General features: G+C 37.3%; 20 protein-coding genes. 9 read left to right on the top strand and 11 right to left on the bottom strand.

Annotated elements, in window-relative coordinates:
• Positions 1-2 precede the first annotated feature (2 nt).
• The 3 genes from NQ782_RS05855 to serA form a co-directional block, all read right to left on the bottom strand.
• Complete coding sequence (locus tag NQ782_RS05855) at positions 3-863, bottom strand: DMT family transporter (protein ID WP_001180515.1); 861 nt, start codon at positions 861-863, stop codon at positions 3-5.
• A gap of 90 nt (positions 864-953) precedes the next feature.
• Complete coding sequence (locus NQ782_RS05850) at positions 954-1,838, bottom strand: DMT family transporter (protein WP_057093873.1); 885 nt, start codon at positions 1,836-1,838, stop codon at positions 954-956.
• A gap of 98 nt (positions 1,839-1,936) precedes the next feature.
• The gene (gene serA / locus NQ782_RS05845; RefSeq protein ID WP_000077814.1) at positions 1,937-3,169 is read right to left on the bottom strand and encodes a phosphoglycerate dehydrogenase; all 1,233 of its coding nucleotides are present in this window, start codon (positions 3,167-3,169) and stop codon (positions 1,937-1,939) included.
• 379 nt (positions 3,170-3,548) lie between these two features.
• Here serA and NQ782_RS05840 point away from each other — a divergent pair, with 379 nt between their 5' ends.
• Complete coding sequence (locus tag NQ782_RS05840; RefSeq protein ID WP_000993504.1) at positions 3,549-4,958, top strand: FAD-binding oxidoreductase; 1,410 nt, start codon at positions 3,549-3,551, stop codon at positions 4,956-4,958.
• Positions 4,959-5,053: 95 nt separating this feature from the next.
• Positions 5,054-5,422: a hypothetical protein gene (locus tag NQ782_RS05835; protein WP_002068914.1), complete on the top strand. Its 369-nt coding sequence runs from the start codon at positions 5,054-5,056 to the stop codon at positions 5,420-5,422.
• A 44-nt stretch (positions 5,423-5,466) separates the two neighbouring features.
• Here NQ782_RS05835 and NQ782_RS05830 read toward each other — a convergent pair whose 3' ends face one another.
• A complete protein-coding gene (locus tag NQ782_RS05830; protein WP_000955560.1) occupies positions 5,467-5,781 on the bottom strand; it encodes a putative quinol monooxygenase in 315 nt (104 codons plus the stop codon).
• A 13-nt stretch (positions 5,782-5,794) separates the two neighbouring features.
• Positions 5,795-6,382 (bottom strand): NAD(P)H-dependent oxidoreductase, encoded by a 588-nt coding sequence (locus NQ782_RS05825; RefSeq protein ID WP_000065463.1) that lies wholly within the window; start codon positions 6,380-6,382, stop codon positions 5,795-5,797.
• 224 nt (positions 6,383-6,606) lie between these two features.
• Between NQ782_RS05825 and NQ782_RS05820 the strand changes: the two genes are divergently transcribed.
• Together NQ782_RS05820 and NQ782_RS05815 are read left to right on the top strand one after the other, a co-directional pair.
• Positions 6,607-6,972, top strand: coding sequence for a hypothetical protein (locus NQ782_RS05820; RefSeq protein ID WP_000719498.1), 366 nt, complete (start codon positions 6,607-6,609; stop codon positions 6,970-6,972).
• Between the two features lie 369 nt (positions 6,973-7,341).
• Entirely contained in the window at positions 7,342-8,571 is a 1,230-nt protein-coding gene (locus NQ782_RS05815) for an MFS transporter (protein ID WP_000790118.1), read from the top strand.
• Between the two features lie 36 nt (positions 8,572-8,607).
• Here NQ782_RS05815 and yccS read toward each other — a convergent pair whose 3' ends face one another.
• From yccS to NQ782_RS05795, 4 genes are all read right to left on the bottom strand, one after another.
• Entirely contained in the window at positions 8,608-10,758 is a 2,151-nt protein-coding gene (gene yccS, locus NQ782_RS05810; protein WP_267581181.1) for a YccS family putative transporter, read from the bottom strand.
• A 192-nt stretch (positions 10,759-10,950) separates the two neighbouring features.
• Entirely contained in the window at positions 10,951-11,526 is a 576-nt protein-coding gene (sodC, locus tag NQ782_RS05805) for a superoxide dismutase family protein (RefSeq protein WP_001143885.1), read from the bottom strand.
• A 115-nt stretch (positions 11,527-11,641) separates the two neighbouring features.
• Positions 11,642-12,760: an AI-2E family transporter gene (locus tag NQ782_RS05800; RefSeq protein ID WP_000553809.1), complete on the bottom strand. Its 1,119-nt coding sequence runs from the start codon at positions 12,758-12,760 to the stop codon at positions 11,642-11,644.
• Between the two features lie 122 nt (positions 12,761-12,882).
• Positions 12,883-13,527 (bottom strand): ParA family protein, encoded by a 645-nt coding sequence (locus tag NQ782_RS05795; protein WP_000849145.1) that lies wholly within the window; start codon positions 13,525-13,527, stop codon positions 12,883-12,885.
• Between the two features lie 159 nt (positions 13,528-13,686).
• Between NQ782_RS05795 and NQ782_RS05790 the strand changes: the two genes are divergently transcribed.
• Together NQ782_RS05790 and NQ782_RS05785 are read left to right on the top strand one after the other, a co-directional pair.
• On the top strand, positions 13,687-14,154 hold the full coding sequence (locus NQ782_RS05790) for a Holliday junction resolvase-like protein (RefSeq protein WP_000118035.1): 468 nt from the start codon (positions 13,687-13,689) through the stop codon (positions 14,152-14,154).
• A gap of 139 nt (positions 14,155-14,293) precedes the next feature.
• Positions 14,294-14,857, top strand: a complete 564-nt coding sequence (locus NQ782_RS05785) for a hypothetical protein (protein ID WP_000744750.1) — start codon at positions 14,294-14,296, stop codon at positions 14,855-14,857.
• Positions 14,858-14,906: 49 nt separating this feature from the next.
• Here the strand turns inward: NQ782_RS05785 and NQ782_RS05780 are convergent, their stop codons facing one another.
• Positions 14,907-15,440, bottom strand: a complete 534-nt coding sequence (locus tag NQ782_RS05780; protein WP_000915015.1) for a hypothetical protein — start codon at positions 15,438-15,440, stop codon at positions 14,907-14,909.
• A gap of 15 nt (positions 15,441-15,455) precedes the next feature.
• Positions 15,456-16,250 (bottom strand): class I SAM-dependent methyltransferase, encoded by a 795-nt coding sequence (locus NQ782_RS05775; RefSeq protein WP_057093186.1) that lies wholly within the window; start codon positions 16,248-16,250, stop codon positions 15,456-15,458.
• A 127-nt stretch (positions 16,251-16,377) separates the two neighbouring features.
• On the opposite strand from NQ782_RS05775, the gene NQ782_RS05770 reads away from it, so the two are divergent.
• The 3 genes from NQ782_RS05770 to NQ782_RS05760 all read left to right on the top strand — a co-directional run bounded on the left by NQ782_RS05770 (position 16,378) and on the right by NQ782_RS05760 (position 21,810).
• Complete coding sequence (locus NQ782_RS05770; RefSeq protein ID WP_057093185.1) at positions 16,378-17,655, top strand: hypothetical protein; 1,278 nt, start codon at positions 16,378-16,380, stop codon at positions 17,653-17,655.
• Positions 17,656-18,068: 413 nt separating this feature from the next.
• A complete protein-coding gene (locus NQ782_RS05765; RefSeq protein WP_001191140.1) occupies positions 18,069-19,502 on the top strand; it encodes an amino acid permease in 1,434 nt (477 codons plus the stop codon).
• Between the two features lie 1,036 nt (positions 19,503-20,538).
• Positions 20,539-21,810: a Glu/Leu/Phe/Val dehydrogenase gene (locus NQ782_RS05760; protein ID WP_001281781.1), complete on the top strand. Its 1,272-nt coding sequence runs from the start codon at positions 20,539-20,541 to the stop codon at positions 21,808-21,810.
• The last annotated feature ends 35 nt before the right edge of the window (positions 21,811-21,845 follow it).

Here is a 21,845-nt window from a genome sequence, read left to right as displayed (position 1 = left end):
ACCTATGATGCTGTTTTACTTCTTAAAGTAACCCCAATTGACGCTAGCATTACGCAAGCTAAAGCCACCCATTGCAGCATGCTGATTTCTTCGTGAAGTAATAAGAAACCTGTTAATGCTGCCAATGCTGGCGCTAAACTTGTTAGGGTGCCATAAGTTAATTTATTAAGTTGTTTGAGTGCCATTAGGTCGAGTGCATAGGGAATAGCAGTCGCTAAAACTGCAATAAGTAAGGCTTTACCCCAGTACTGTGTATCAAGTAATGCTGGGCCATTATACCAAATACCAATTGGTAATAAGGCGAGGGCAGATACGGTAATCCCTATGGTTAAGGCATGCATTCCTATATTTTGAGTTACAACTTTTTGACCAAAATAAATATAGAATGCCCAACAAAGACCTGCGCCTAAAGCACAGGCTGCACCTACGTAAGAAAAGTGGTGTTGAGTTGGATCTTGCCAAGGTACCATGAGTGCAATACCCAGCATGGCAAAAGCTACCCAGATATATTCGCTCTTTTGTTTGATAGAAACTAGGGCTAGGCCTAATGGACCAATAAATTCTAGACCTACTGCAATCCCTTGGGGTAATTTTCCAAGAGAGGTATAAAATAAGATATTCATTAACCCTAAAGATGCGCAATACATTAATAAATCACGCCATTTTAAATAAGGTAAACGAGACCAGATTTTCCAAGAACGGAACATAACGGCAACAATAACTGCTGCAAAACATAGTCTTAAAATAGTAACGGTAAGCGGATCTAAAGCTGCGATAAGTTGCTTGGCAAATGAAGCGCTGATTTGATACGAAACCATCGACAAAATCATATAGAGCACAGCAATAATTGGAAGATTTTGCATGGAAGTACCTTAACGCTTCATTTGATATTTAAAAAATAAGAGGGATTAATTATAGCCAATACTGGGTTTCAACTCGCAGGTTTTGCAGAATTAACTTACTGTTTTTTCACGTTGTTGTCGGGCTCTTTGGGTGGTTATGGTACAACCCACAGAAGCAGCAATAATGGTGGTGAGCGCCAACCATTGATTCCATAACAGGTATTCACCTAAGAAGATAAAACCGGAAAGTGCAGCAACAGCTGGCTCTAGGCTCATCAATGTTCCAAAACTTAAAGGTGTTAAATTGCGTAGAGCTAACATTTCTAAAGAGAATGGAAGTGCACTGGCTAAAACGGCGAGACCAATAAAATAAAAAAGGTATGGTAGTTCTATAACTTGCCCAATCGAGCCTGAGAAAAAAGTAATGGGTAAAAGTATACAAGCACCTACAGTCATGCCCAAACAAACGGTATGGTTACCTGAGATACCAGAAGGCTTTTGCCCTGCAATAATATATAGGGCCCAACAAGCACCCGCACTCATCGCAAATAGGACTCCGATCCAGTCCAAACTATGTGCTTGGTTAAAAGGAAATAATAAAATGAGACCAATAATTGCGAAAGTGACCCAGACAAAATCATATTTTTGTTTAGCATGGTAAAGGGCCACACTAAGTGGACCAATAAATTCAAATGCAACCGCAATACCAATGGGTAAACGTTCAAGCGATAAATAGAAAAGGGCATTCATGCCAGCAAGAGCAAAGCCATAGCTCAAAATAGCTTTCCATCGGACCTGACTAAAATTAATTTTCCAGATCTGAAAAATGAAAGCCAAAATAAATGCCCCAATACATAAACGCATTGCAGAAACAGTCAGTACAGGAAAGTTCTGAAACAGGACTTTAGCTAAGGATGCGCTACTTTGGACACTTAACATGGCAAGAATAAGAAAGCCCAAAGCATGAAGCTGGGATTTCTGGCTTGGACTGGACATTTTATTATTTGATCAATTGGTATACTTTTCACATGATAATGTAAATACCTATAAAAAAGCCACAGACAATGCTGTGGCTTTTAAAGTTACAGTCTGTATTAGAACAATACGCGTACGCGAATTGTGCCCTCAACTTCATGCAACATATCTAAAGCTTCTTGAGAGGCAGAAGCATCTACGTCCATTACAAGGTAACCGATGTCGCCTTTAGTCATAAGTGACTGACCAGAAATGTTGATGCCTTGTTCAGCAAACAAGTTGTTGATTTTAGACAATACACCCGGTACGTTTTTGTGGATGTGTAGTAAACGGTGTTGACCCGCTGTCAATGGCAACGCGATTTCTGGGAAGTTTACGGCAGAAAGTGTCATACCCTTATCAGAGTAAGCAACAAATTTCTCTGCTACTTCTAAACCGATATTTGCTTGAGCTTCCATTGTTGAACCACCAACGTGAGGAGTCAAGATCACGTTGTCTAAACCACGAAGTGGAGACTGGAATTCTTCACCATTTGCTTTTGGTTCTTTCGGGAATACGTCAACTGCCGCACCTGCAAGGTGACCAGATTTGATTGCATCAGCTAAATCTTCGATTACTACACATGTACCACGTGCAGCATTTAAGAAGATTGCGCCTTCTTTCATTTTTGCAAATTGTTCTTTAGTGAAGAAGTTACGTGTAGACGGAACATCCGGTACATGCAAAGTCACAACATCAGCAGTTGCTAAAAGTTCATCTAAAGAACCAACTTGGCGAGCATTACCCATTGGTAATTTAGTGACTGCATCATAATAAATGACATGCATACCCATACTTTCAGCAAGAACTGAAAGTTGAGAACCGATGGAACCGTAACCCACAATACCTAAAGTTTTGCCACGAGTTTCAAAAGAACCCACAGCAGATTTGTCCCAACCACCACGATGACAAGCCGCTGACTTTTCAGGAACACGGCGAAGAAGAAGAATAGTTTCAGCAAGTACGAGTTCTGCAACCGAACGCGTATTAGAATACGGTGCGTTAAATACAGGAATACCACGTGCCATCGCTGCTTTAAGATCTACTTGGTTTGTTCCGATACAGAAACAGCCTACTGCGATCAATTTATTTGCAGCTTCGAAAACTTCTTCAGTCAATTGGGTACGCGAACGAATACCAATAAAGTGAGCATCTTTAATTGCTTCTTTAAGCGCTTCGCCTTCAAGAGCAGTTTTGCGATAGTCAATGTTGGTATAACCCGCAGCGTTTAAAGTATCGACTGCGTTTTGGTGAACGCCTTCTAACAAAAGGAAACGGATTTTATCTTTAGGTAGTGAAAGATGTTGGCTCATTACGGCTCCGCTACAAAGGCCAAATTTGGTGGCGGTATAATAACATACTGGGCAGCGCTATAGATATTTCGTTTATACCATCGCCTTATGGCAATTTTATCTATGTCTAATCACTTCCATTTATGGCTTGTCGAGCATTACAAAATATGCTTGATCTACGTTTAGGCCCAAATTTTCCTTTAAGGCCTTATAAAAAGTGTTTTATTGGTGTTAAACATGTTTTGTAGTGACAGTATCTCTATTCTGAACTTTATCGCTTGTGCTGTTACATGTAGAATATAGGAGTTCCTTGAACATTATGGCTTTGCTCAGGTGAAAACCTAGAGAAATATGAGGTCATAGTCCCACCACAGTTTACTTCTTGCTAGGTCTGCAAACGATGAATGCTCCAGTCGCTTTAACACCTGAGTTACTCACCCAATTAACAGCAATCGTCGGTGAAAACCGTATTAAAACCGATGCTGATAGTCTCGAAAACTGGGGTAAAGATCATACCAAGCATTTTAATCCGAACCCATCGGTCATCGTTTTTCCATCAACGACTGAACAAGTTCAGGAAGTTGTGAAGCTTGCAAACCAGTTTAATATCGCAATTACACCGTCAGGTGGTCGTACTGGACTCTCTGCTGGTGCTGTAGCAACCAATGGTGAAATTGTCATTAGCATGGACAAAATGAACCAGATTCTTGAGTTCTTCCCGGCAGACCGTATGGTTCGTGTACAAGCTGGTGTTGTGACTGAGCAATTGCAAAATTATGCAGAAGAGCAGGGTATGTATTATCCGGTTGACTTTGCATCAGCGGGTTCTAGTCAGATTGGCGGAAATATCGGTACCAACGCTGGTGGTATTAAAGTCATTAAATATGGTATGACGCGTAACTGGGTACTCGGTTTAACTGTAGTGACGGGTAAGGGCGATATTTTACGTTTAAACAAAGGCATGATTAAAAATGCAACTGGATATGCATTACAGCATTTGTTTATTGGTGGTGAAGGTACATTAGGCTTAGTGACTGAAGCAGAAATTAAACTTGAGCGTCAACCACAAAACCTACAAGTTTTAGTTTTAGGTGTTCCTGATTTTGATGCAGTAATGCCTGTGTTACATGCTTTCCAAAAAGATATCGACTTAACTGCATTTGAGTTCTTTGGTGAGCTTGCAATGCAAAAAGTACTCGACCGTGGTCATGTTCAACGTCCCTTTGAAACTCAATGTCCATTCTATGTATTGCTTGAGTTTGAAGCGCCATACGAACCGATTATCGACAAAGCAATGGAGATTTTCGAACACTGTATGGAACAAGGATGGGTACTTGATGGTGTAATGAGCCAGAGCCTTGACCAAGTAGAGAGCTTGTGGCGTTTACGCGAAGATATTTCTGAATCAATTGCGCCGTTTATTCCATATAAAAACGATATTTCAGTATTAATTACTCACGTACCTGCATTTATTCGTGAGATTGATGCAATTGTTCAAGAAAACTATCCTGACTTTGAAATTTGCTGGTTCGGCCATATCGGCGACGGTAACTTGCACTTAAATATTTTAAAACCTGAAAACTTAACCAAAGATGAATTCTTTGCGAAGTGTCAGGTTGTGAATAAATATGTGTTTGATACCGTTAAAAAATACGATGGTTCAATCTCTGCCGAGCATGGCGTAGGTATGACGAAAAAGCCATATTTGGAATATTCACGCTCAGCTGAAGAAATCGAATATATGAAAGCTTTGAAAAAAGTATTTGACCCGAAAGGTATTATGAATCCGGGTAAATTATTCGATCTTTAAATTAGATCTATTTTGTAGAACTACATAGTTTCTACAGAGTAACCGGCAAAGGCATAGCATCATAAAGCTATGCCTTTTGTTTTTTGGTGATGAAAATGCAACGATTATTTTTAATTTCTGCACTTTGTGCTGGACTTATGACGGGTTGTGCAACCACAAGTAAATTAATTCCTTTTGTGGGCTCAGAAACCCCAATGCAACAAGTACTTAAAACGCAACCCGAGATTGTAAAAGAGCATAACAATACTTCAGTTCAGCAGGTATTTAACCGAGTAGAATCCCCAACTGTTTCTCGTATTACTGTTATACAAACCGGTTTAATGGATGACTCTGTCTCAGCAATTCGGACGGAATATTTATTTAAATTGGTTGATGAAAAGTGGCAATTGCAAAATAAGCAAAAGAGCTACCAATGTGCAAGAGGAAAAGGTTCTAAAGGTTTCCAAACGCAGTTTTGTTCTTAAGTATAAAAAAGACGATAAATATATCGTCTTTTTTATTTCTTAAATTATACGCCGCTTTCTAAAATTTTAATTTTGACGTCAACTACATCATCTTTGACTGCTTCATGATGCGCTTGCATATGAGGTGTAGCTAAGTGGGCTTCAAGATGAGCTACACTTTCCCATTTTTCTAACATCACAATAATGTCAGGGTCTTTGTTTTGGAAGCTCGCATTTGAAATGTGGTCAACCAAAGGTTCATAACCATGACAACCATCTTCTGCTAAAACAGTTGGAATGATTTTTTGAAATGCATTTAATACGTTTTGGCGGTGCTGCCCACCCGATTGAGTACGAATTTCCGCGATAATAGTAAGCATGGTTTTCTCCGGATTAGGCTGCTGCAAATAGTGTGTTCAAATGTGCTTTGTATGCTTCCACATAACTATCTACATCAGGCATTTTAATTACATCATTTACAATAAATGTTGGTAGGGTACTCATACCTAAGAACTGATTTGCTTTATGAAATGGTAAATAAACACCATCTACACCCACGCCATGGAAAAACTGATCCGCATCGTCAAATGCTTCCATTGGCGCATTCCAAGTAAGCGACAGCATATATTTTTTGTCATGAATTAAACCACCTGAACCATATTTTTTTGAGGTATCAGAGCGGCTACGACCATCGTTTGCATAAAGAGAACCATGACCTGTCGTAAATACATCGTCAATATATTTTTTTACGGTCCACGGTGCACCCATCCACCAGCCTGGCATTTGATAAATTACGACATCTGCCCATAAATACTTTTCTACTTCGGCTTCAGCATTGTAGTCGCTATCTGCACGAGTGACTTGAACTTCGTGGCCGAGTTCAGTGAGGTGATTCGTCGCTAATGTCGTGAGTGTGTCATTTAATTCACCATTTGAGTGGGCAAATTGTTTGGCACCATTAATGACTAAAATATTACTCATGGGAGTTACTCTAATTCAATTCTTAAACTTGAGCGATACTTTAGAGAACTTACTCTTAAAGAAAAATGTAGTAATTGGAAAAATATTATTGATTAAAAATCATTAATCTTGATTTGATACCTTATATTGGTTTCTTTATTTTAATGGCAAATACTTTACAAAGTTGAACGGAAAAAATTATTTGTAGCCTTTAGCATCAAGGTGAAGTTGTGGTGGAGTTGAGTATGAAAAAGATTGGTTTACTCATGATGTGTAATTTGTTGATTCTAAGTGCTTGTACACCAAATACAAATCCACCTACACCTCAAGCGAACAGTCCGATACAAGCTGTTTTGCTCGATCAACCTAATCTTTTAAATAATGCCAGTAATTTAAGTATTTCACAGCAAATGAATGCTTTAGAAGATCCTTCTAATGCTCAAGTCACTATTTTGCAGACAGAGCCGAGTGAAGATGCTGTTTCGAAAACACGTACTGAGTATTTATTAAAAAAAGATCAGACTGTTTGGAAAATCGTGAATAAAAAACAAAGTTATCAATGTACAAAAGGCGAGGAAACAGCAGACTTTCAAGTTAATCCTTGTCCTTAAAGCTGAATTACTATTGAATATGTGGATAACTTTAGGGTTATTCACAATATAAAAATGAGTTCGTCATCATTAAAATATAGAATTTAAAATTGTTGGAATTGTCCGATTGATGATCAATTTGAAAAGTGATATTGTGTCATCCGGCAATTATGCCAGATGGTAAAAATTACCGAATCTCACGTCATACATTTTTTCTCGTTTTAGACACCTTGTGAATACGGTGTTTCACATTCTAAACATGCACTCTCACGGCATATAACAACTTAACTAAAGATTGACTGACCATACTGTCATCGTCATGACTACATTATTTATTTCAATATGTAGTTGCTGAGACATAGTGGCCGCTATTTTGAAGTGTACAAACTCATGAAAAATATTCAAACGACAGCGTTGAACCGTACAACGTTGATGTTTCCTTTAGCTTTAGTGCTATTTGAATTTGCGGTTTATATTGGTAATGACCTGATTCAGCCAGCCATGTTGGCAATTACTGAAGATTTCGGTGTAAGTGCAACTTGGGCGCCGTCTTCAATGTCATTTTATTTATTAGGTGGTGCATCTGTTGCATGGTTACTAGGACCTTTATCAGATCGATTAGGCCGTAAAAAAGTACTTTTGTCTGGTGTTTTATTTTTTGCCTTGTGCTGTTTTTTAATTTTATTAACGCGACAAATTGAACACTTTCTGACATTACGTTTTTTACAAGGTATTGGGTTAAGCGTAATTTCAGCAGTGGGATATGCCGCAATTCAGGAAAACTTTGCCGAACGTGATGCGATTAAAGTCATGGCCCTCATGGCAAATATTTCATTGCTTGCGCCTTTGCTAGGGCCTGTACTTGGAGCTTTCTTAATTGATTATGTTTCATGGCACTGGGGTTTCGTGGCAATTGCTTTACTTGCACTGCTGAGTTGGGTTGGCTTAAAGAAACAAATGCCTAGTCATAAGGTGAGTGTAACCAAACAGCCTTTTAGTTATCTTTTTGATGACTTTAAAAAGGTATTTAGCAATCGGCAGTTCCTTGGGTTAACGTTGGCCTTACCGCTTGTAGGTATGCCGCTTATGCTCTGGATCGCGTTATCACCAATTATTTTGGTCGATGAACTGAAGCTAACGAGCGTGCAATATGGTTTAGCACAGTTCCCGGTATTTTTAGGTTTAATTGTTGGTAACATTGTTTTAATTAAAATTATTGACCGTTTAGCTTTAGGTAAAACTGTCTTAATTGGCTTACCGATTATGCTTACTGGTACGCTAATTTTAATATTAGGTGTTGTCTGGCAAGCCTATTTAATTCCTTGCTTATTAATAGGTATGACACTCATTTGTTTTGGTGAAGGAATTAGCTTCTCAGTGTTGTACCGTTTTGCGCTCATGTCATCTGAAGTGTCAAAAGGAACTGTAGCTGCTGCTGTTTCAATGCTATTGATGACGAGCTTCTTTGCAATGATTGAGCTTGTACGTTACCTCTACACCCAATTTCATTTATGGGCTTTTGTCTTATCTGCTTTTGCATTTATTGCCTTGTGGTTTACTCAACCACGTTTAGCTTTAAAACGAGAAATGCAGGAAAGAGTTGCACAAGACTTACATTAAAAAAATACCGGAATTTATATTCCGGTATTTTTTATTCTATTTAATTTCATGCTCTAAAAGTTTGCCCTTTAAGCTTAAGAGTTCAGGCAAGGTTTCTAATAATAAACTCATCTGTTTTAAGACAAGTGTGTAGTTTTCTGAAAAATGTTCGTGAGTTATTAAGCTTTGAATTTGCTTTAAAGTCTGTTCAAGAAAACTAAAGTAAACCGACGCTTGTTCAAATAAACTTTGTTTAAGAATTTGCTGACAATCCAGTAAGAGTTGTAATACCTGTTGATCATCAATTTTTTGTCTTTGGCTGCCTAAGGCGGCGACATAACTCAACTGGCTGTGGCTATAAACCAAATAACGAAAGGCATAATGAATCAGCTCTGGATTTGGGTTGGGCTCGGCACTTAAGCTTGAAATCATATTCGACAGTTCAATTTGCGCGTTATGTGCAGCACGGCGAATTCTACGATATTCAATGTCTTGATTTTTCCCATGCTGATATTGCTCGACAATCACATTGAAGTAATCGAAAGTTGCTTGGCTACTTTTCTTAATATTGTTTGGAATATTACGGAAGTTCCAGTCTGGCCAAATAAAATTAACAGCAAGCCAAGCAATAAAGCAGCCTAATAAGGTGTCGATTAGGCGAGGTAAAATAATGCTGTAACCTGCACCTTTTAAATTGAAAATGAGCAATACCATTAAGGTTGCCATCAGTGTTGCCAGCGCATATTTTTTCTGGCGTAAGTAGAAAAAGCTAACTCCACAAATAATGGTAAGAATGAGTTGACCTTCAATACTAGGAACAAAATATAAAATGGGAATACCCAATAAAACGCCGAGTAAAGTCCCAATCGTTCTAAGCTTTAAACGACTTTTGGTTGCAAAGTAAGTAATTTGGCAAACAAATAAACTGGTGAGCAAAATCCAGTAACCATGTTGGGCAAAAGGTAGGAGGGAAATGGCATAACCTGCGGCAAACACAACCGCAATTCGTACTGCATGTCTAAATAGGGCCGATTGTGGCGTCAGTTGCTGCCGAATTTTTAAAACAAGGTCTGAAAATCCTTGAATATCATCATCTAGTAAATTGAGATGTTCTTGCTTGTTTTGACTTAGCGTTTCATTAAACGGTTGAGCATATTGAAGTTGTTCAAATTGTTCATGCATTCCTTTTAAATTATTAAAAATTAGCTTTAAATTTTTAACTTCAAAATTTTGTGGATGCTGTTGTATCCAGTCTTTCAAAGAGCTTTCCAAATGGTTTAGGCCAATTTGGCTTTCTTGAGAAGACTGATATTGTTGATTATGCAAAATGCATTGAGCTAAATCGTGGCAAGCTTGAGCTTGTAAGCGTAGGTTTTTCTGAAAACGAAAAATGAGATCACTACGGCTAAAATTTTGTTGGATATGCTCGTAGTGTAAATAATTAGAAGTTGCCTGCTCGTGTATATCTCGCGCAAAAAAGTATAGGTTTAACCAGTAAATACTTTTATTACTGACTCGTGATGCCTTAAGGCGAGTCAGCAGAGAGCTGCGTATTTGGTTAAGGCTTTGCGCAACTTGTGTATTTTGTAGTGATAATTCAAATAAAAGCTGTTCAACATTTTCTTTATTATCTGGGTCAAACAACCGTGCTTTAGCTTGAAGTAAGGCTGAAATTTCTTCAAAAATTTGTGAAAGTTTATCTTGTAAAGGAAGTGTTGGTTTAAGAATAAAAAATACAATAGAAGTTAGGCCGTACCACAACGCACCATAGACAAAATAAGTAGGCTGTTGGTACCAGTGTGCATATTCTCCTAAACCAAACATACTATAAATTGAGAGTAAAATCGTACCAAAAGAAATGGTAGCGTAGCGTTGCCCTAAAGCTCCCAATAAAATGAAACAAGCACTGGAAATTGAAAGATATAAAATAAATAAAAATTTATAAGGTGCTAAAAAACCAAGAATAGTGCTGACAGTAAAAAAGAGTAGGCAGACATAAAGCAGATTGCGTAAACGAAGACTTAAGCGATCATCAAAATCGGTAAGTGCAGCAGCAATTGCACCTAAAGTCACAGGAACGATCAGCTCGTTATGTCCTAACCAAAGTAAACCTAAAGTTGTACCTGTGAGTACAATTAAAATTTGCAGGCAATAAATTAAAATTGAATTCGCTTTAAAACGATTGAATAGTTGAGTCAGATTATTCACGGCTTTTTTCTAAATGAGAGGGTACGTGACAATTGGTATTTAAATTTTTATTACTTGAAAAATATTATGCGTTTTGTCTAAAAAAGTCAGTTTATTTTTTAAGATTTTATAATAATTAATTAGTCTAAGTTGCTTAATAAAATAGCAAAATTGTGGATATCTTTTTAGATACCCACAATTTGAAAATAGCAATTATTTGATTACGCCACATGCAATTCGCGCTCCGCCACCACCTAGAGGCAAAGGAGAATCTGAATAGTTATCACCACCAGCATGGATCATGATAGCGCGACCTTGAATGTCAGCAAGTTTTAAACGTGGTGCAATAACAGCAGTTGTAGCTACACCAGTATTGTCAACGACTAATGCTGGTAAATCGCCTAAATGCCCGGTAGTTGGCGTACCATGATGTGGGGCTTGGTTAGGGTTATAGTGGCTACCAGCAGCTAAAGCAGCGCCTGGTTTTCCATCTTTAACAGCAGGGGCACAAGATGGATTTTCATGAATGTGGAAACCGCGAGTACCACTTGGTAAATCTGCTAAAGCAGGGGTAATGATTAAGCCCTTATCACTATCTTGAAAGCTGATCGTACCAATTTTTTTACCTATACCATTAGCTGTCACTTCATTAACATCCACCACTTTTTTAGTATGCATTGTGGTAAGTGCATGGGCTGTATCAGATACAGTCTTACTTACCGTGCTACAACCGACCGTTAATAAAGCTGTCAGTGCACATACTGCACCAATTTTATTAAATACTGGCATTATAGATATCCTTATAACTATAAATCTGATTTTTTTATTCAAGCAAAGGTGCGTGAACCCTACAAGTTAATTTAAATAGTCACTTTGTATCTTGAAATATTTTTAAATCATTAGCTTAGTTTTTAGATGGTGGTAAATCATCATCTGAATCATAAATCATGGTCGTTTTTGGCATGGGTTCAGGGTCAATTGTCTCGTGAAGCCATTCACGCCAAATTGCTAATAAAACAGCTAAAATAACAGGGCCAATAAATAGACCAACTAAACCAAAACTTGCAATTCCACCCAATACACCGAACATAATCAATAAAAACGGAATTTGAGTCGCACCAGAGATTACAAGTGGACGGATCACGTTGTCTGAACTACTTACAATCAGCACACCCCATAAGATGACGCCAATAGCTTCCATGGTTTGACCTTGAGAGAACAACCATAGTCCAACGCCTAAGTAGGAAACAGGAGTACCAAACGGAATTAGGGCTAATAAGAACGTTGCAATGGTGAGAACCATTGGATTAGGTACACCAGCGACGAAATAACTTAATCCAGCAAGTACAGCTTGAGCAATTGCAGTTAAACCCACACCATACACAACGGCACGTGTGGTTTCTGAAATTGTGTCGAGATAATGATGAATACGTGGCCCAATCACCATTTCCAAGGCTTTACTCACTTGGGTTAAGATCGTGTGGCCATCACGATAAAAGAAGAAAAGACTTAAAATCGCAAAACAAAGTTTGACGATATTTTTACTAATTTCATTTAATAACACACGCCCATAACTTAAATGGCTTTGTACCCAAGCTGCAATATTCTGAATAGTACTATTAGGGTCTGTGTTAATTTCGTTGAGTGTGCGAGATATTTCTTTACCAATAAACGGAAGATTACGAATAAAATCGGGAACGCTTAAATGACCTGAAAAGACTTGACGCTGTAAATCAAAATAAAGGTTGCGACCTTCATGTTGTAGAATAAAAATAGCACATGTAAATGGCACACCAACTATTAAAATGACTAAGCTAATCATAACTGTAGCATTTAAATTATTTCGGTTTTCACCAAAAAAATGCTGAATTCTTAAATAAATCGGCCAAGTCATGTAGGCAATAATGGCAGCCCAAAGTACAGGTACAATAAAGTACTTCAGGATGTTAAATCCTAAAAAGATCAGGATAAAAAACAGCCCAAACAATAAAACGCGCTGTAAAGTAGGAGCGTATGGATGCACGAACAAAATTCTCTAATTTTTAAAATAGAATAAGGTCATATTAACTGAAAAATGACCTGAGACAAATTTTAGGCAGGCGTGCTCATTTCTGCATCTTGCCCACCTAAAATAGAGAGATGGTTTTAGAACCATTCAGATTTATCTTCAATCAGTTTATTTAAAAGAGGCTGCCATTGGCTTTGAATTGCAATAAAGTTCTTTTGTGGTTTATCAAATACACTTAAACCTTGCATTGCTAAACTGCCATAAGCACTACGCTCTGCAATCCATGCGATAGGTTCATGTTCGATTTTTTCAAAAAATTGCTGAATATCTTTTGAGCTGGCGCTGTTCGGTTTAACTCGGTTTGCAAGTAGTAAAATTTGTACTTTACCTTTACGAATACGTTTAATATCCTGCAAATGCTTGAGAAAACGTCGTGTACTGTCGATATCGAAAAATGAAGGCTGAAGTGGAGTAATAATCGCATGGGCTTCGCTGACTAATTGTTCAGCATGATCACCTGAAAGGGCACCCGGTGCATCAATAATTAAATAGTCTAAATTTTTAGGTGCATCACCAATTGATTTTTCTTGACGCCAGTCGAGGCTTTGAATTACAGCTACGTTATCTGGACGTTGCTTTAACCATTGTAAGGAAGATTTCTGGTTGTCAGAATCTGCCAATGCTACTTTATATCCTTTTTGTGCCAAAGCTGTTGCCAACGTAATGGCTGTCATGGTTTTTCCGCATCCGCCCTTTTGATTTGCAATAAGTATCGTTTTCATAAATTCAGTTATATTCAGCAGCACACTTGTTCTACTTATACCTTAGCATCTTTTTATGTGAAGTAGATGACTGCCTTTGACAAAAGTTTAAGCTACTCCCTAATTTTAGATATGATTGCTCATCTATCGCGATGATGTATATTTGTTAAGGAAAATTTTATGTCCGTATGGCTGGCCATGCTTATTGGTGCTGGTATTGGTATTATTATCACGACGCTCATTTTATCAAATACCCGTAATGGCCGAATCAAGGCTGAATACGAGCAATATATTGCCGAGTTGGAGCTTGAGCATCAACAAGCCCTTGCCCAAGCACAAAAGAGAAGTGTAAATACGAGCCGCGCCGTATTAAAAGGAAAAATGGCAGAACAATTTGCGCCAGTCTTGCCGGAATTTCAGTATTTGCCAAGTGATGCCAAGTTTATGGGCGACCCGGTTGATTATATTATTTTCGATGGCTATACCGATTTTCGAGATGGAGACGGAACTGCCGATGATATTCAAATTATTTTGCTAGATGTCAAAAGTGGAGGGGCACGTTTAACAAAAGGGCAGCAAGCAATTGCTCAGGCAATTAAGGAAGGGAAAGTTCGCTTTGAAACTTTAAGAATAGATTTTGAAGATTAATAATCTATTTAATTAGGCACAAAAATAGACGAAATTGATCTGTATTGTTACTAAATTCCGATATTTTTTTCATACCTTAGAGCTACCATAAAACGAAGATCTAATGAATTTGATCTAGCAATATTTGAGGTATAAAGCGATGAAAAAACAACGTTTGATGATAGCTTTGCTGGCGACTTTAGGCATGGGTTCAGCATTTGCATCAACCTCGAGTGAATACAATATTGCCAATGGCTTGCTTCCAGTTGAAAAAGATCAATCAATTTCTGTATTACAACCATTTCAGGGAAATTTTAGGATTTTAGGTTCAAAAATTTATCACAATGATGAGCAAGCCAAATTTTCACCGATTGATTATGCGGTAAGTTGGGGTTTATTTGCTCAACCTGAAATCGCACGACATATTTCAGTGAAACAATATGACCGCTATTTAAACTGGAAAATAGCAAAACTACCTGTACCAGCTGAGCAAGCGATGCAGATGGTATCGAATATGCACATTATTCCTGCAAACCCTGAAATCGCCCAACAAATTAAGCAAGTTAAACGTGGTGATTTGGTTTATTTAAAAGGTGATCTGGTTGAAATCAAAGATAAAGATTTAGTTTGGAAGTCATCTTTGACCCCAACTGATACCGGCGATGGTGCATGTGAACTCTTCCGTGTTCAATCCATTCACTGGGTTGAAAAACAAAATATTTAAATTAAAAAAGCCTTCTTTATAAGAAGGCTTTTTATTGCATGCAGTTAAATTAATGCTGCTGTGAGGCTTTCCAGTACTTTAACTGATTTTGTGCTTGTAAATAGTCAGCAAGCTGTTTGACCTGCTCATCTTTACTTGCCTGCTTATCACTAAAGTTCTTTTCTTGGTTTTCCCAATATTGATAGAGTAAGCCCTGAATATAACGACCTTGTTCAGTTTTTAAATCGAGGTCTTTTAGCATGGTCAATGCTGAGCGCACATTATCAAGCGTACGTTTTTGTTCAAATTCTGTGGTGAGCGTACCTGCCTCATGCATTTTTTCTAGCTCAGTTTCCATTTCATCACTCATTTCAGTAAAGCGGTGATCGTAATCTTCTAGTAGTGCAATATCATGAGCGTCATCCGCAGTAGCTGGGAATTTCTTCACTGGTCTTTCATTGAGTTTTTCTAAGACCTGATCGGTAGATGAACTTGTATGAGATTGTTCAGTCTTTGCTGGCTCATCTGCTTTTTTACAAGCCGTCAATAATAGGCTAGAGCTGAGCAAAGACATTAAGATGATATGAGGCGTTTTTTTTAACATAGCTTTCAACCGAACCTATTCTCTATGATTTGACGACGTACTTTTTTGAAAATGATATGCATATGTGACATATGGAAAATCAATCTGATCTTGTGGGCCTAACCCAGTAAAATCATAAACAATTTTTTCAAACTGAGCTTTGAGCTGTAGTTGATCTTTTTCAGTCATTGCCGCAATAAAACTTGTTGAAAGTAACCGCTTACTCACCACTTGTTCGACAGTACCATGCTGCGATTGCGAAAAAGTATTTAAATTGTCAAAAGTAAATAAATCTTGCTCTTCAAAAACCTTTTTCCACCTTTCACTATGGTAACGAGGTGTATCACCTTCAAGTGGTAGTAGAAAATCCGCTAAGGCTTTTACCCAGTCTGTACTTTCATCGCGCTGGTTCCAAACAAGTCCTAAATGTCCTTGAGGTTGTAATACTCGATGGATTTCGGTCAATGTTTCTATGTTGTCAAACCAATGAAAAGATTGGGCACAAATGACAGCATCAATCTGTTGGTCATTTACCGGAATATTGTGGCTAAAGGCTTGTAAAGTTTTAATATCAGGATAGGCTTGCTGAAGCTGTTGTAACATCTCGCCAATTGGCTCTACTGCAGTAATATTGGCATGTGTCTGTTTTAAGTAAGGTAAGAATTTGCCAGTACCCGATCCAAGATCGATAACAGTAGAATTTTCATGGATCTGGAGCCGATCTTGTAGCCAACTTACTATTTCTACGGGATAATTTGGTCTAACTTGCTGATAAAGCTCAGCAGCAGAGCTGAAGCCTTTTTGAGCGGCAGGATGTAAGGATTGTGTCATATTTTGCGCTTTTTAATCTGACTGGCATCTATAAAATAAGATACTCCGCAATCATAAATTGGCAAAACACCTATTTTGTTTCATTTTTGACGATGTATGTGGGAGTAAATTTTCTTTCGGTGTGAGCATGGATAAGCAAATTATTTTTGAAGACGAACACATTAGAGCCATTTTTTTACAAGGCGATTCTAATACATTAGTTCTCTCTTTTGGCGATTTGATTACCCGGGCGAGTGGCTTATCTATCAATGCTGAAAAGTCTCTAATAAAGTACCAATACAATGTTATTGGGGTGATGCCAAAACAAAAATCATGGTTCCCAAAGGCCAGTATGGTTGAGCTAGCAAAAGTCATTTTGCCTATTATTCAGCGTTTTAAAAATATTGTAGGTTATGGCGGCTCAATGGGTGGCTATGCAGCAATTAAATATTCGAATTTATTAAATATGAATCGAATCATTGCATTTGTGCCTCAGTATTCAATTGACCCTGAACAAGTTGGAGACCGACGCTATGCTGAGTTCTTCGATGCTGTCGCGAATAATGACATGCAAATTCAGCCGCAAGATGTAGATGCAAGTCGTGAATACATTATTGTTTATGACCCTTACTTTTCAATTGATCGCGAACATTACTTAAAAATAAAAGAGATCTTACCAAGTTTGCATACAATTCATTTGCCTTTTACAGGACATGAAGCTTTATCTGTATTGGCAAGCTCAAGCCTTTTACATGATTTTATTGAGCATGAATTTGATGAAACGTATTTCTATCAACAAGTTCGCAAAATCAAAAAACAAAGCAAGTTCTATTATCGTAATGTTCTTGCAAATGTGCTGACATACCATGACAGCATGTTATTGAAAATATTGCGTCAAAATGACTTTCAGTTAGATGAACGTTATTTAGACAATCCACTTAAGCAAGCGGTCACACGTAGTCTTATTAAAACAAAGCAAGCTACAGAACAAGATTTTCAGAAGCTTGGAATTAAAATTCAGTATAGCCAGCAAGCTAAAAACCCTAAAAAAGGTTTTAAAAATCAATTTGATGCAATACTGGTATTTAATTTGATTAATCTAAAGCTTGAAACCTATGCTGTAGATGTAGTGTTGGCAAACCCATCATATTTGATTCCGATTGTGGCAGGACACACTGGGGTTGTTCAGATTGAATTAAATAATGAACTTTATTTGTTAGGGATGAATGACCGAAAAATTATTAAATTGTTTAAACAGGGTGATGCACTCACTTCGGATATGAGTCCGTTTGTCATTAAACAATATTCTGATTTCTTTGCGTTAAGCTATAAGCAATTAAATTTAAATTGTGATAAACAAGGTGTATGTGATTACGTTGAAAGTTCCATTCAGCCATCTCAACAGTTTGTATTGACCAGTTACTAAGTTATTTCCTCGATTAAATAAAGCTCAAATCTTAAGATTTGAGCTTTATTTTTTGCTTAAAAAATATTTTTTTATCAATTTATTTGTATATAAAATTAAAAGTCATTATTTAAATAAATAGTGTGTCTAATTTTTAAATAAAGCTAGAGCTAAAATTAGGCATAGTGAATTAAGTGAAAAATTATTATATTTTAAAAAGTATGATTTTTTAATTTATATAAATTAAAGAAATGATGCAAGATTAATTAAAATACAATAATTACCCCAATAATTATTAATTGATTGTTTTTAAAATATATTTTATTTGATTGGCAAAAGATTGCTTAAAATAACTTCACTATTCAAAGATAATTGCATATTTATTTTTTTATCCTAAAATGATTTTTTACTAAATTGTCGTTACAGTTTTTTATATGCAATCATTAAATTATCGGAATAATGATGCATCGCAACATGGAAGTTCTGCACCTTTGAAACGAGCAATGAGTACTCGACATTTGGTGATGATCTCCCTTGGCGGTGCCATAGGTACAGGTCTTTTTCTTGGGTCTGGCGACGTAATCTCTCAAGCAGGTCCAATTGGCGCAATTATCTCTTATTTCTTGGGCGGTCTAATTGCCTATACCGTTATGCTGTGTCTCGGTGAGCTAGCGGTTCATGTCCCTGAGTCTGGCTCTTTTGGTGAATACGCACGGCGTTATATCGGCCCAGGTACGGGGTATATGATTACTTGGCTATATTGGTTGACTTGGACTGCAACTTTGGGGACTGAGTTTACCGCTGCGGCCTTGTTGGTTCAGGAGTGGTTTCCATCTACTTCGGTATGGGCTTGGACTCTTTTCTTTGGCGCCTTGGTTTTCTTTCTTAATGTAAGTTCAACTCGCTTATTTGCAGAGTCTGAATTTTGGCTGGCGCTTGTAAAAGTAATCACCATTATCTGTTTTATTGGTTTGGGGCTGCTTGCAATTTTCGGCTTTATTCCTTATCAGGGGCATGAAACAGCACCATTGTTCAGTAATTTGACTGCTCATGGTTGGTTCCCAAATGGTCTTTTCCCAATTTTTGCCACTATGCTTATCGTTAACTTTGCATTTTCTGGCACAGAATTAATTGGGGTGGCGGCTGGCGAAGCTGAGAATCCAGCAAAAACAGTCCCTAAGGCAATTAATGCGGCTATTTGGCGCTTATTGATTTTCTTTGTTGGTACGATTGTAGTGATTAGTTCACTATTGCCATACCACCTAGCAGGTCTTAGTGCAAATGATGTGAGCAGTAGCCCATTTGTGACTGTATTTAATTACATTGGTATTCCATATGCAGAGGATATTATCCGTTTTGTAATTATTACAGCTTTACTATCAGCTGCTAACTCGGGTCTATTTGCTGCATCACGTATGATGTGGTCGCTTTCAGCAAAAAATCAATTACCTAAAATTTTTGCGAAACTCACGCCGTCTGGAACACCTATTATTGCCATTATTGTGACAATGTTTGGTGCTATTCCGGGGTTGCTTTCAGAACAATTTGCGCCAGAAACAATTTTTAAAAATTTGTTGGGTGTTGCTGCTTTTACAATGGTTGTTGTTTGGATTGCAATTTGTATTTCGCAATTTAACTTCCGTAGACAGTGGTATAAGTCAGGAAAAACAGTAAAAGATCTACGTTTCGCTGCACCACTTTTTCCTCTTACTCCAATTGTAGGCGGGCTATTCTGTATAGTTACTTGTATCAGTATGGTATTTGATCCTTCTATGCAAGTGGGCTTTATCTGCTGCATTATTTTTATCTTGCTATGCTATGTCAGCTATTTCATCTTTTATCGTAAAAAAGATATAGCTCAAAACTAAGTCTTTTGCTTACTTGGTTGTGTTGATTGAAGGCTCCTTATGGGGCCTTTTTTCATGGGCGTAACTTGAGCTTTAAAGTGAGTTTTATATATTTTTTTTGAAAATGTTTTTTTTGTTTTGATAATAAAAGCAAATATTGATACATAAATTAACCACTTGTCGGAATATTATTAATATCTAATTATTATAAGTTTTTAAATAAGTATATGTTTATCATGGTTATTTAATAAAGAGATTATTTAAATATTTATATATCTTTGTTTTGAATTAGAGAAACTGAATAAATATTATGAAAATTTATAGAAATTTTAAGAATTTTTTGAAATTTTTTGTTAATTAAGTTGTTGTTATTAAATGGTAATTTTTTAATCATTTTTAATTTTAATATTTTTTTAATTCCCATAAAATAAAATTATTATAGTGGAGTGTTTTTTTAGGTTCGGTTACTTTTTTATTATAAAAAATAGAGAAAATTGATTATTTTTTCTCTGCTTGTTTATTTTAAAATGTTCTAAATTAACTTGCTCTGTGCTATATTTACTTAAAGATTTTATGTCTATATGAAGGCTTGATTAACTCGCTTGAGTAGTGATGTGAAACTTGCAGTATTACTGAACAATTTTTATTTAAAAAGACTAATGGAGGGATCTATCGATTAGTCAAAAATAATTTTAGGGACTTATGGTTTTTTTTGTTTCATGAACCCTAGTTCTTTTTAACTCCCAAACGGTTATGTCACCTCTTTTGTACTTATTTCCAGTCGACTTATTTGAGTTGGTTGCGGTGGAACTTTTGCTTTTATAAAGACTTTTTATAAACGGCAGATGAGGCAAAAGAATATTGTAAAAGATATCGATATATAAAAGTAAATCGTACTTTTGATATCAAAAGATGGAATTTAAAAGGTCTAAAGCTTTAGAAGAGCTGAAGATTTTATAAATAAATCAAAACATTGTTATTGCAAGGTTTTGGTTGCTGAATAATAAAGACTGCAGATTTATCACATCTGAGTCTGTGTAGGTAGATAGGAAAAAAGATGTCAGATCTTTCATACGTAAACGAACATAGCGATGCATGGCAAACTTACTTGGCTCAAATTGACCGTGTAGCGCCATACTTAGAACATTTAGCTGATTATATCGATACATTAAAACGTCCTAAGCGTGCGCTTATTGTGGACGTGCCAATTGTCATGGACGACGGTTCAATCCAGCACTTTGAAGGCTACCGTGTACAACACAACTTGTCTCGTGGTCCTGGTAAAGGTGGTGTTCGTTACCATCCAAATGTTGACTTAAATGAAGTGATGGCATTGTCTGCATGGATGACAATTAAAACTGCTGTTTTGAACTTGCCATTTGGTGGTGCAAAAGGTGGTATCCGTGTTGACCCACGTAAATTATCAAATCGTGAATTAGAGCGTTTAACTCGCCGTTATACGACTGAAATTGGTCACATTATCGGACCTCAAAAAGATATTCCTGCTCCAGACGTTGGTACAAATGCCAATATTATGGGTTGGATGATGGATACTTACTCTACTAGCCAAGGTCACACAGTGACGGGTGTTGTAACTGGTAAACCAGTTCACTTAGGCGGTTCTTTAGGTCGTGTGAAAGCAACTGGTCGCGGTGTATTCGTTACTGGTCGTGAAGTTGCTGCAAAAATCAACTTACCAATTGAAGGCGCGAAAGTTGCTGTTCAAGGTTTTGGTAACGTAGGTAGTGAAGCTGCTTTCTTATTTGTTGAATCAAAAGCAAAAATCACTCACGTTCAAGACCACACTGGCACAATTTTCAATGCTGATGGTATTGATCTTGTTGCGCTACGTGATCACGTAAATGCAAACCAAGGTGTTGGTGGTTTTGCTGGTGCACAAGCAATTGCAGATGAAGATTTCTGGACTGCAGAAGTAGACATCATTATTCCTGCTGCATTAGAAGGCCAAATTACAGTTGAGCGTGCTGAAAAACTTAAAGCTAAGTTGATTTTAGAAGGCGCGAACGGCCCGACTTATCCTAAAGCTGAAGATGTATTGGTTGAGCGCGGCATTGTTGTAGTTCCTGACGTGGTATGTAACGCCGGCGGTGTAACTGTAAGTTACTTCGAATGGGTTCAAGACATGGCGAGCTACTTCTGGAGCGAAGAAGAAATCAACGAGCGTTTAGACAAGTTGATGGTTCAAGCAATGGATGACGTTTGGAATACAGCGAACAAGAATGCTTGTACTTTACGTACAGCAGCTTACATCTTGGCATGTGAGCGTATCTTAAAAGCTCGTAAAGAACGCGGTATTTTCCCAGGCTAATCTGAGGAAACTACCTTTTAGGAAAGGTGGACCGA

This window comes from Acinetobacter sp. BD54 (genome assembly GCF_044778325.1).
Taxonomy (GTDB): Bacteria; Pseudomonadota; Gammaproteobacteria; order Pseudomonadales; family Moraxellaceae; genus Acinetobacter; species Acinetobacter baumannii.
This window is presented reverse-complemented; position numbering and strand designations above follow the sequence as displayed.

What these genes read in the sequence shown, in the direction of transcription:
- NQ782_RS05775 (WP_057093186.1), bottom strand. Translation starts at nt 16,250, where the DNA reads ATGACACAATCCTTACATCCTGCCGCTCAAAAAGGCTTCAGCTCTGCT.
- NQ782_RS05760 (WP_001281781.1), top strand. Translation starts at nt 20,539, where the DNA reads ATGTCAGATCTTTCATACGTAAACGAACATAGCGATGCATGGCAAACT.
- NQ782_RS05790 (WP_000118035.1), top strand. Translation starts at nt 13,687, where the DNA reads ATGTCCGTATGGCTGGCCATGCTTATTGGTGCTGGTATTGGTATTATT.
- NQ782_RS05770 (WP_057093185.1), top strand. Translation starts at nt 16,378, where the DNA reads ATGGATAAGCAAATTATTTTTGAAGACGAACACATTAGAGCCATTTTT.
- NQ782_RS05850 (WP_057093873.1), bottom strand. Translation starts at nt 1,838, where the DNA reads ATGTCCAGTCCAAGCCAGAAATCCCAGCTTCATGCTTTGGGCTTTCTT.
- NQ782_RS05815 (WP_000790118.1), top strand. Translation starts at nt 7,342, where the DNA reads ATGAAAAATATTCAAACGACAGCGTTGAACCGTACAACGTTGATGTTT.
- sodC (WP_001143885.1), bottom strand. Translation starts at nt 11,526, where the DNA reads ATGCCAGTATTTAATAAAATTGGTGCAGTATGTGCACTGACAGCTTTA.
- NQ782_RS05825 (WP_000065463.1), bottom strand. Translation starts at nt 6,382, where the DNA reads ATGAGTAATATTTTAGTCATTAATGGTGCCAAACAATTTGCCCACTCA.
- NQ782_RS05795 (WP_000849145.1), bottom strand. Translation starts at nt 13,527, where the DNA reads ATGAAAACGATACTTATTGCAAATCAAAAGGGCGGATGCGGAAAAACC.
- NQ782_RS05820 (WP_000719498.1), top strand. Translation starts at nt 6,607, where the DNA reads ATGAAAAAGATTGGTTTACTCATGATGTGTAATTTGTTGATTCTAAGT.
- NQ782_RS05765 (WP_001191140.1), top strand. Translation starts at nt 18,069, where the DNA reads ATGCAATCATTAAATTATCGGAATAATGATGCATCGCAACATGGAAGT.
- NQ782_RS05785 (WP_000744750.1), top strand. Translation starts at nt 14,294, where the DNA reads ATGAAAAAACAACGTTTGATGATAGCTTTGCTGGCGACTTTAGGCATG.
- NQ782_RS05780 (WP_000915015.1), bottom strand. Translation starts at nt 15,440, where the DNA reads ATGTTAAAAAAAACGCCTCATATCATCTTAATGTCTTTGCTCAGCTCT.
- NQ782_RS05830 (WP_000955560.1), bottom strand. Translation starts at nt 5,781, where the DNA reads ATGCTTACTATTATCGCGGAAATTCGTACTCAATCGGGTGGGCAGCAC.
- serA (WP_000077814.1), bottom strand. Translation starts at nt 3,169, where the DNA reads ATGAGCCAACATCTTTCACTACCTAAAGATAAAATCCGTTTCCTTTTG.
- NQ782_RS05855 (WP_001180515.1), bottom strand. Translation starts at nt 863, where the DNA reads ATGCAAAATCTTCCAATTATTGCTGTGCTCTATATGATTTTGTCGATG.
- NQ782_RS05840 (WP_000993504.1), top strand. Translation starts at nt 3,549, where the DNA reads ATGAATGCTCCAGTCGCTTTAACACCTGAGTTACTCACCCAATTAACA.
- NQ782_RS05835 (WP_002068914.1), top strand. Translation starts at nt 5,054, where the DNA reads ATGCAACGATTATTTTTAATTTCTGCACTTTGTGCTGGACTTATGACG.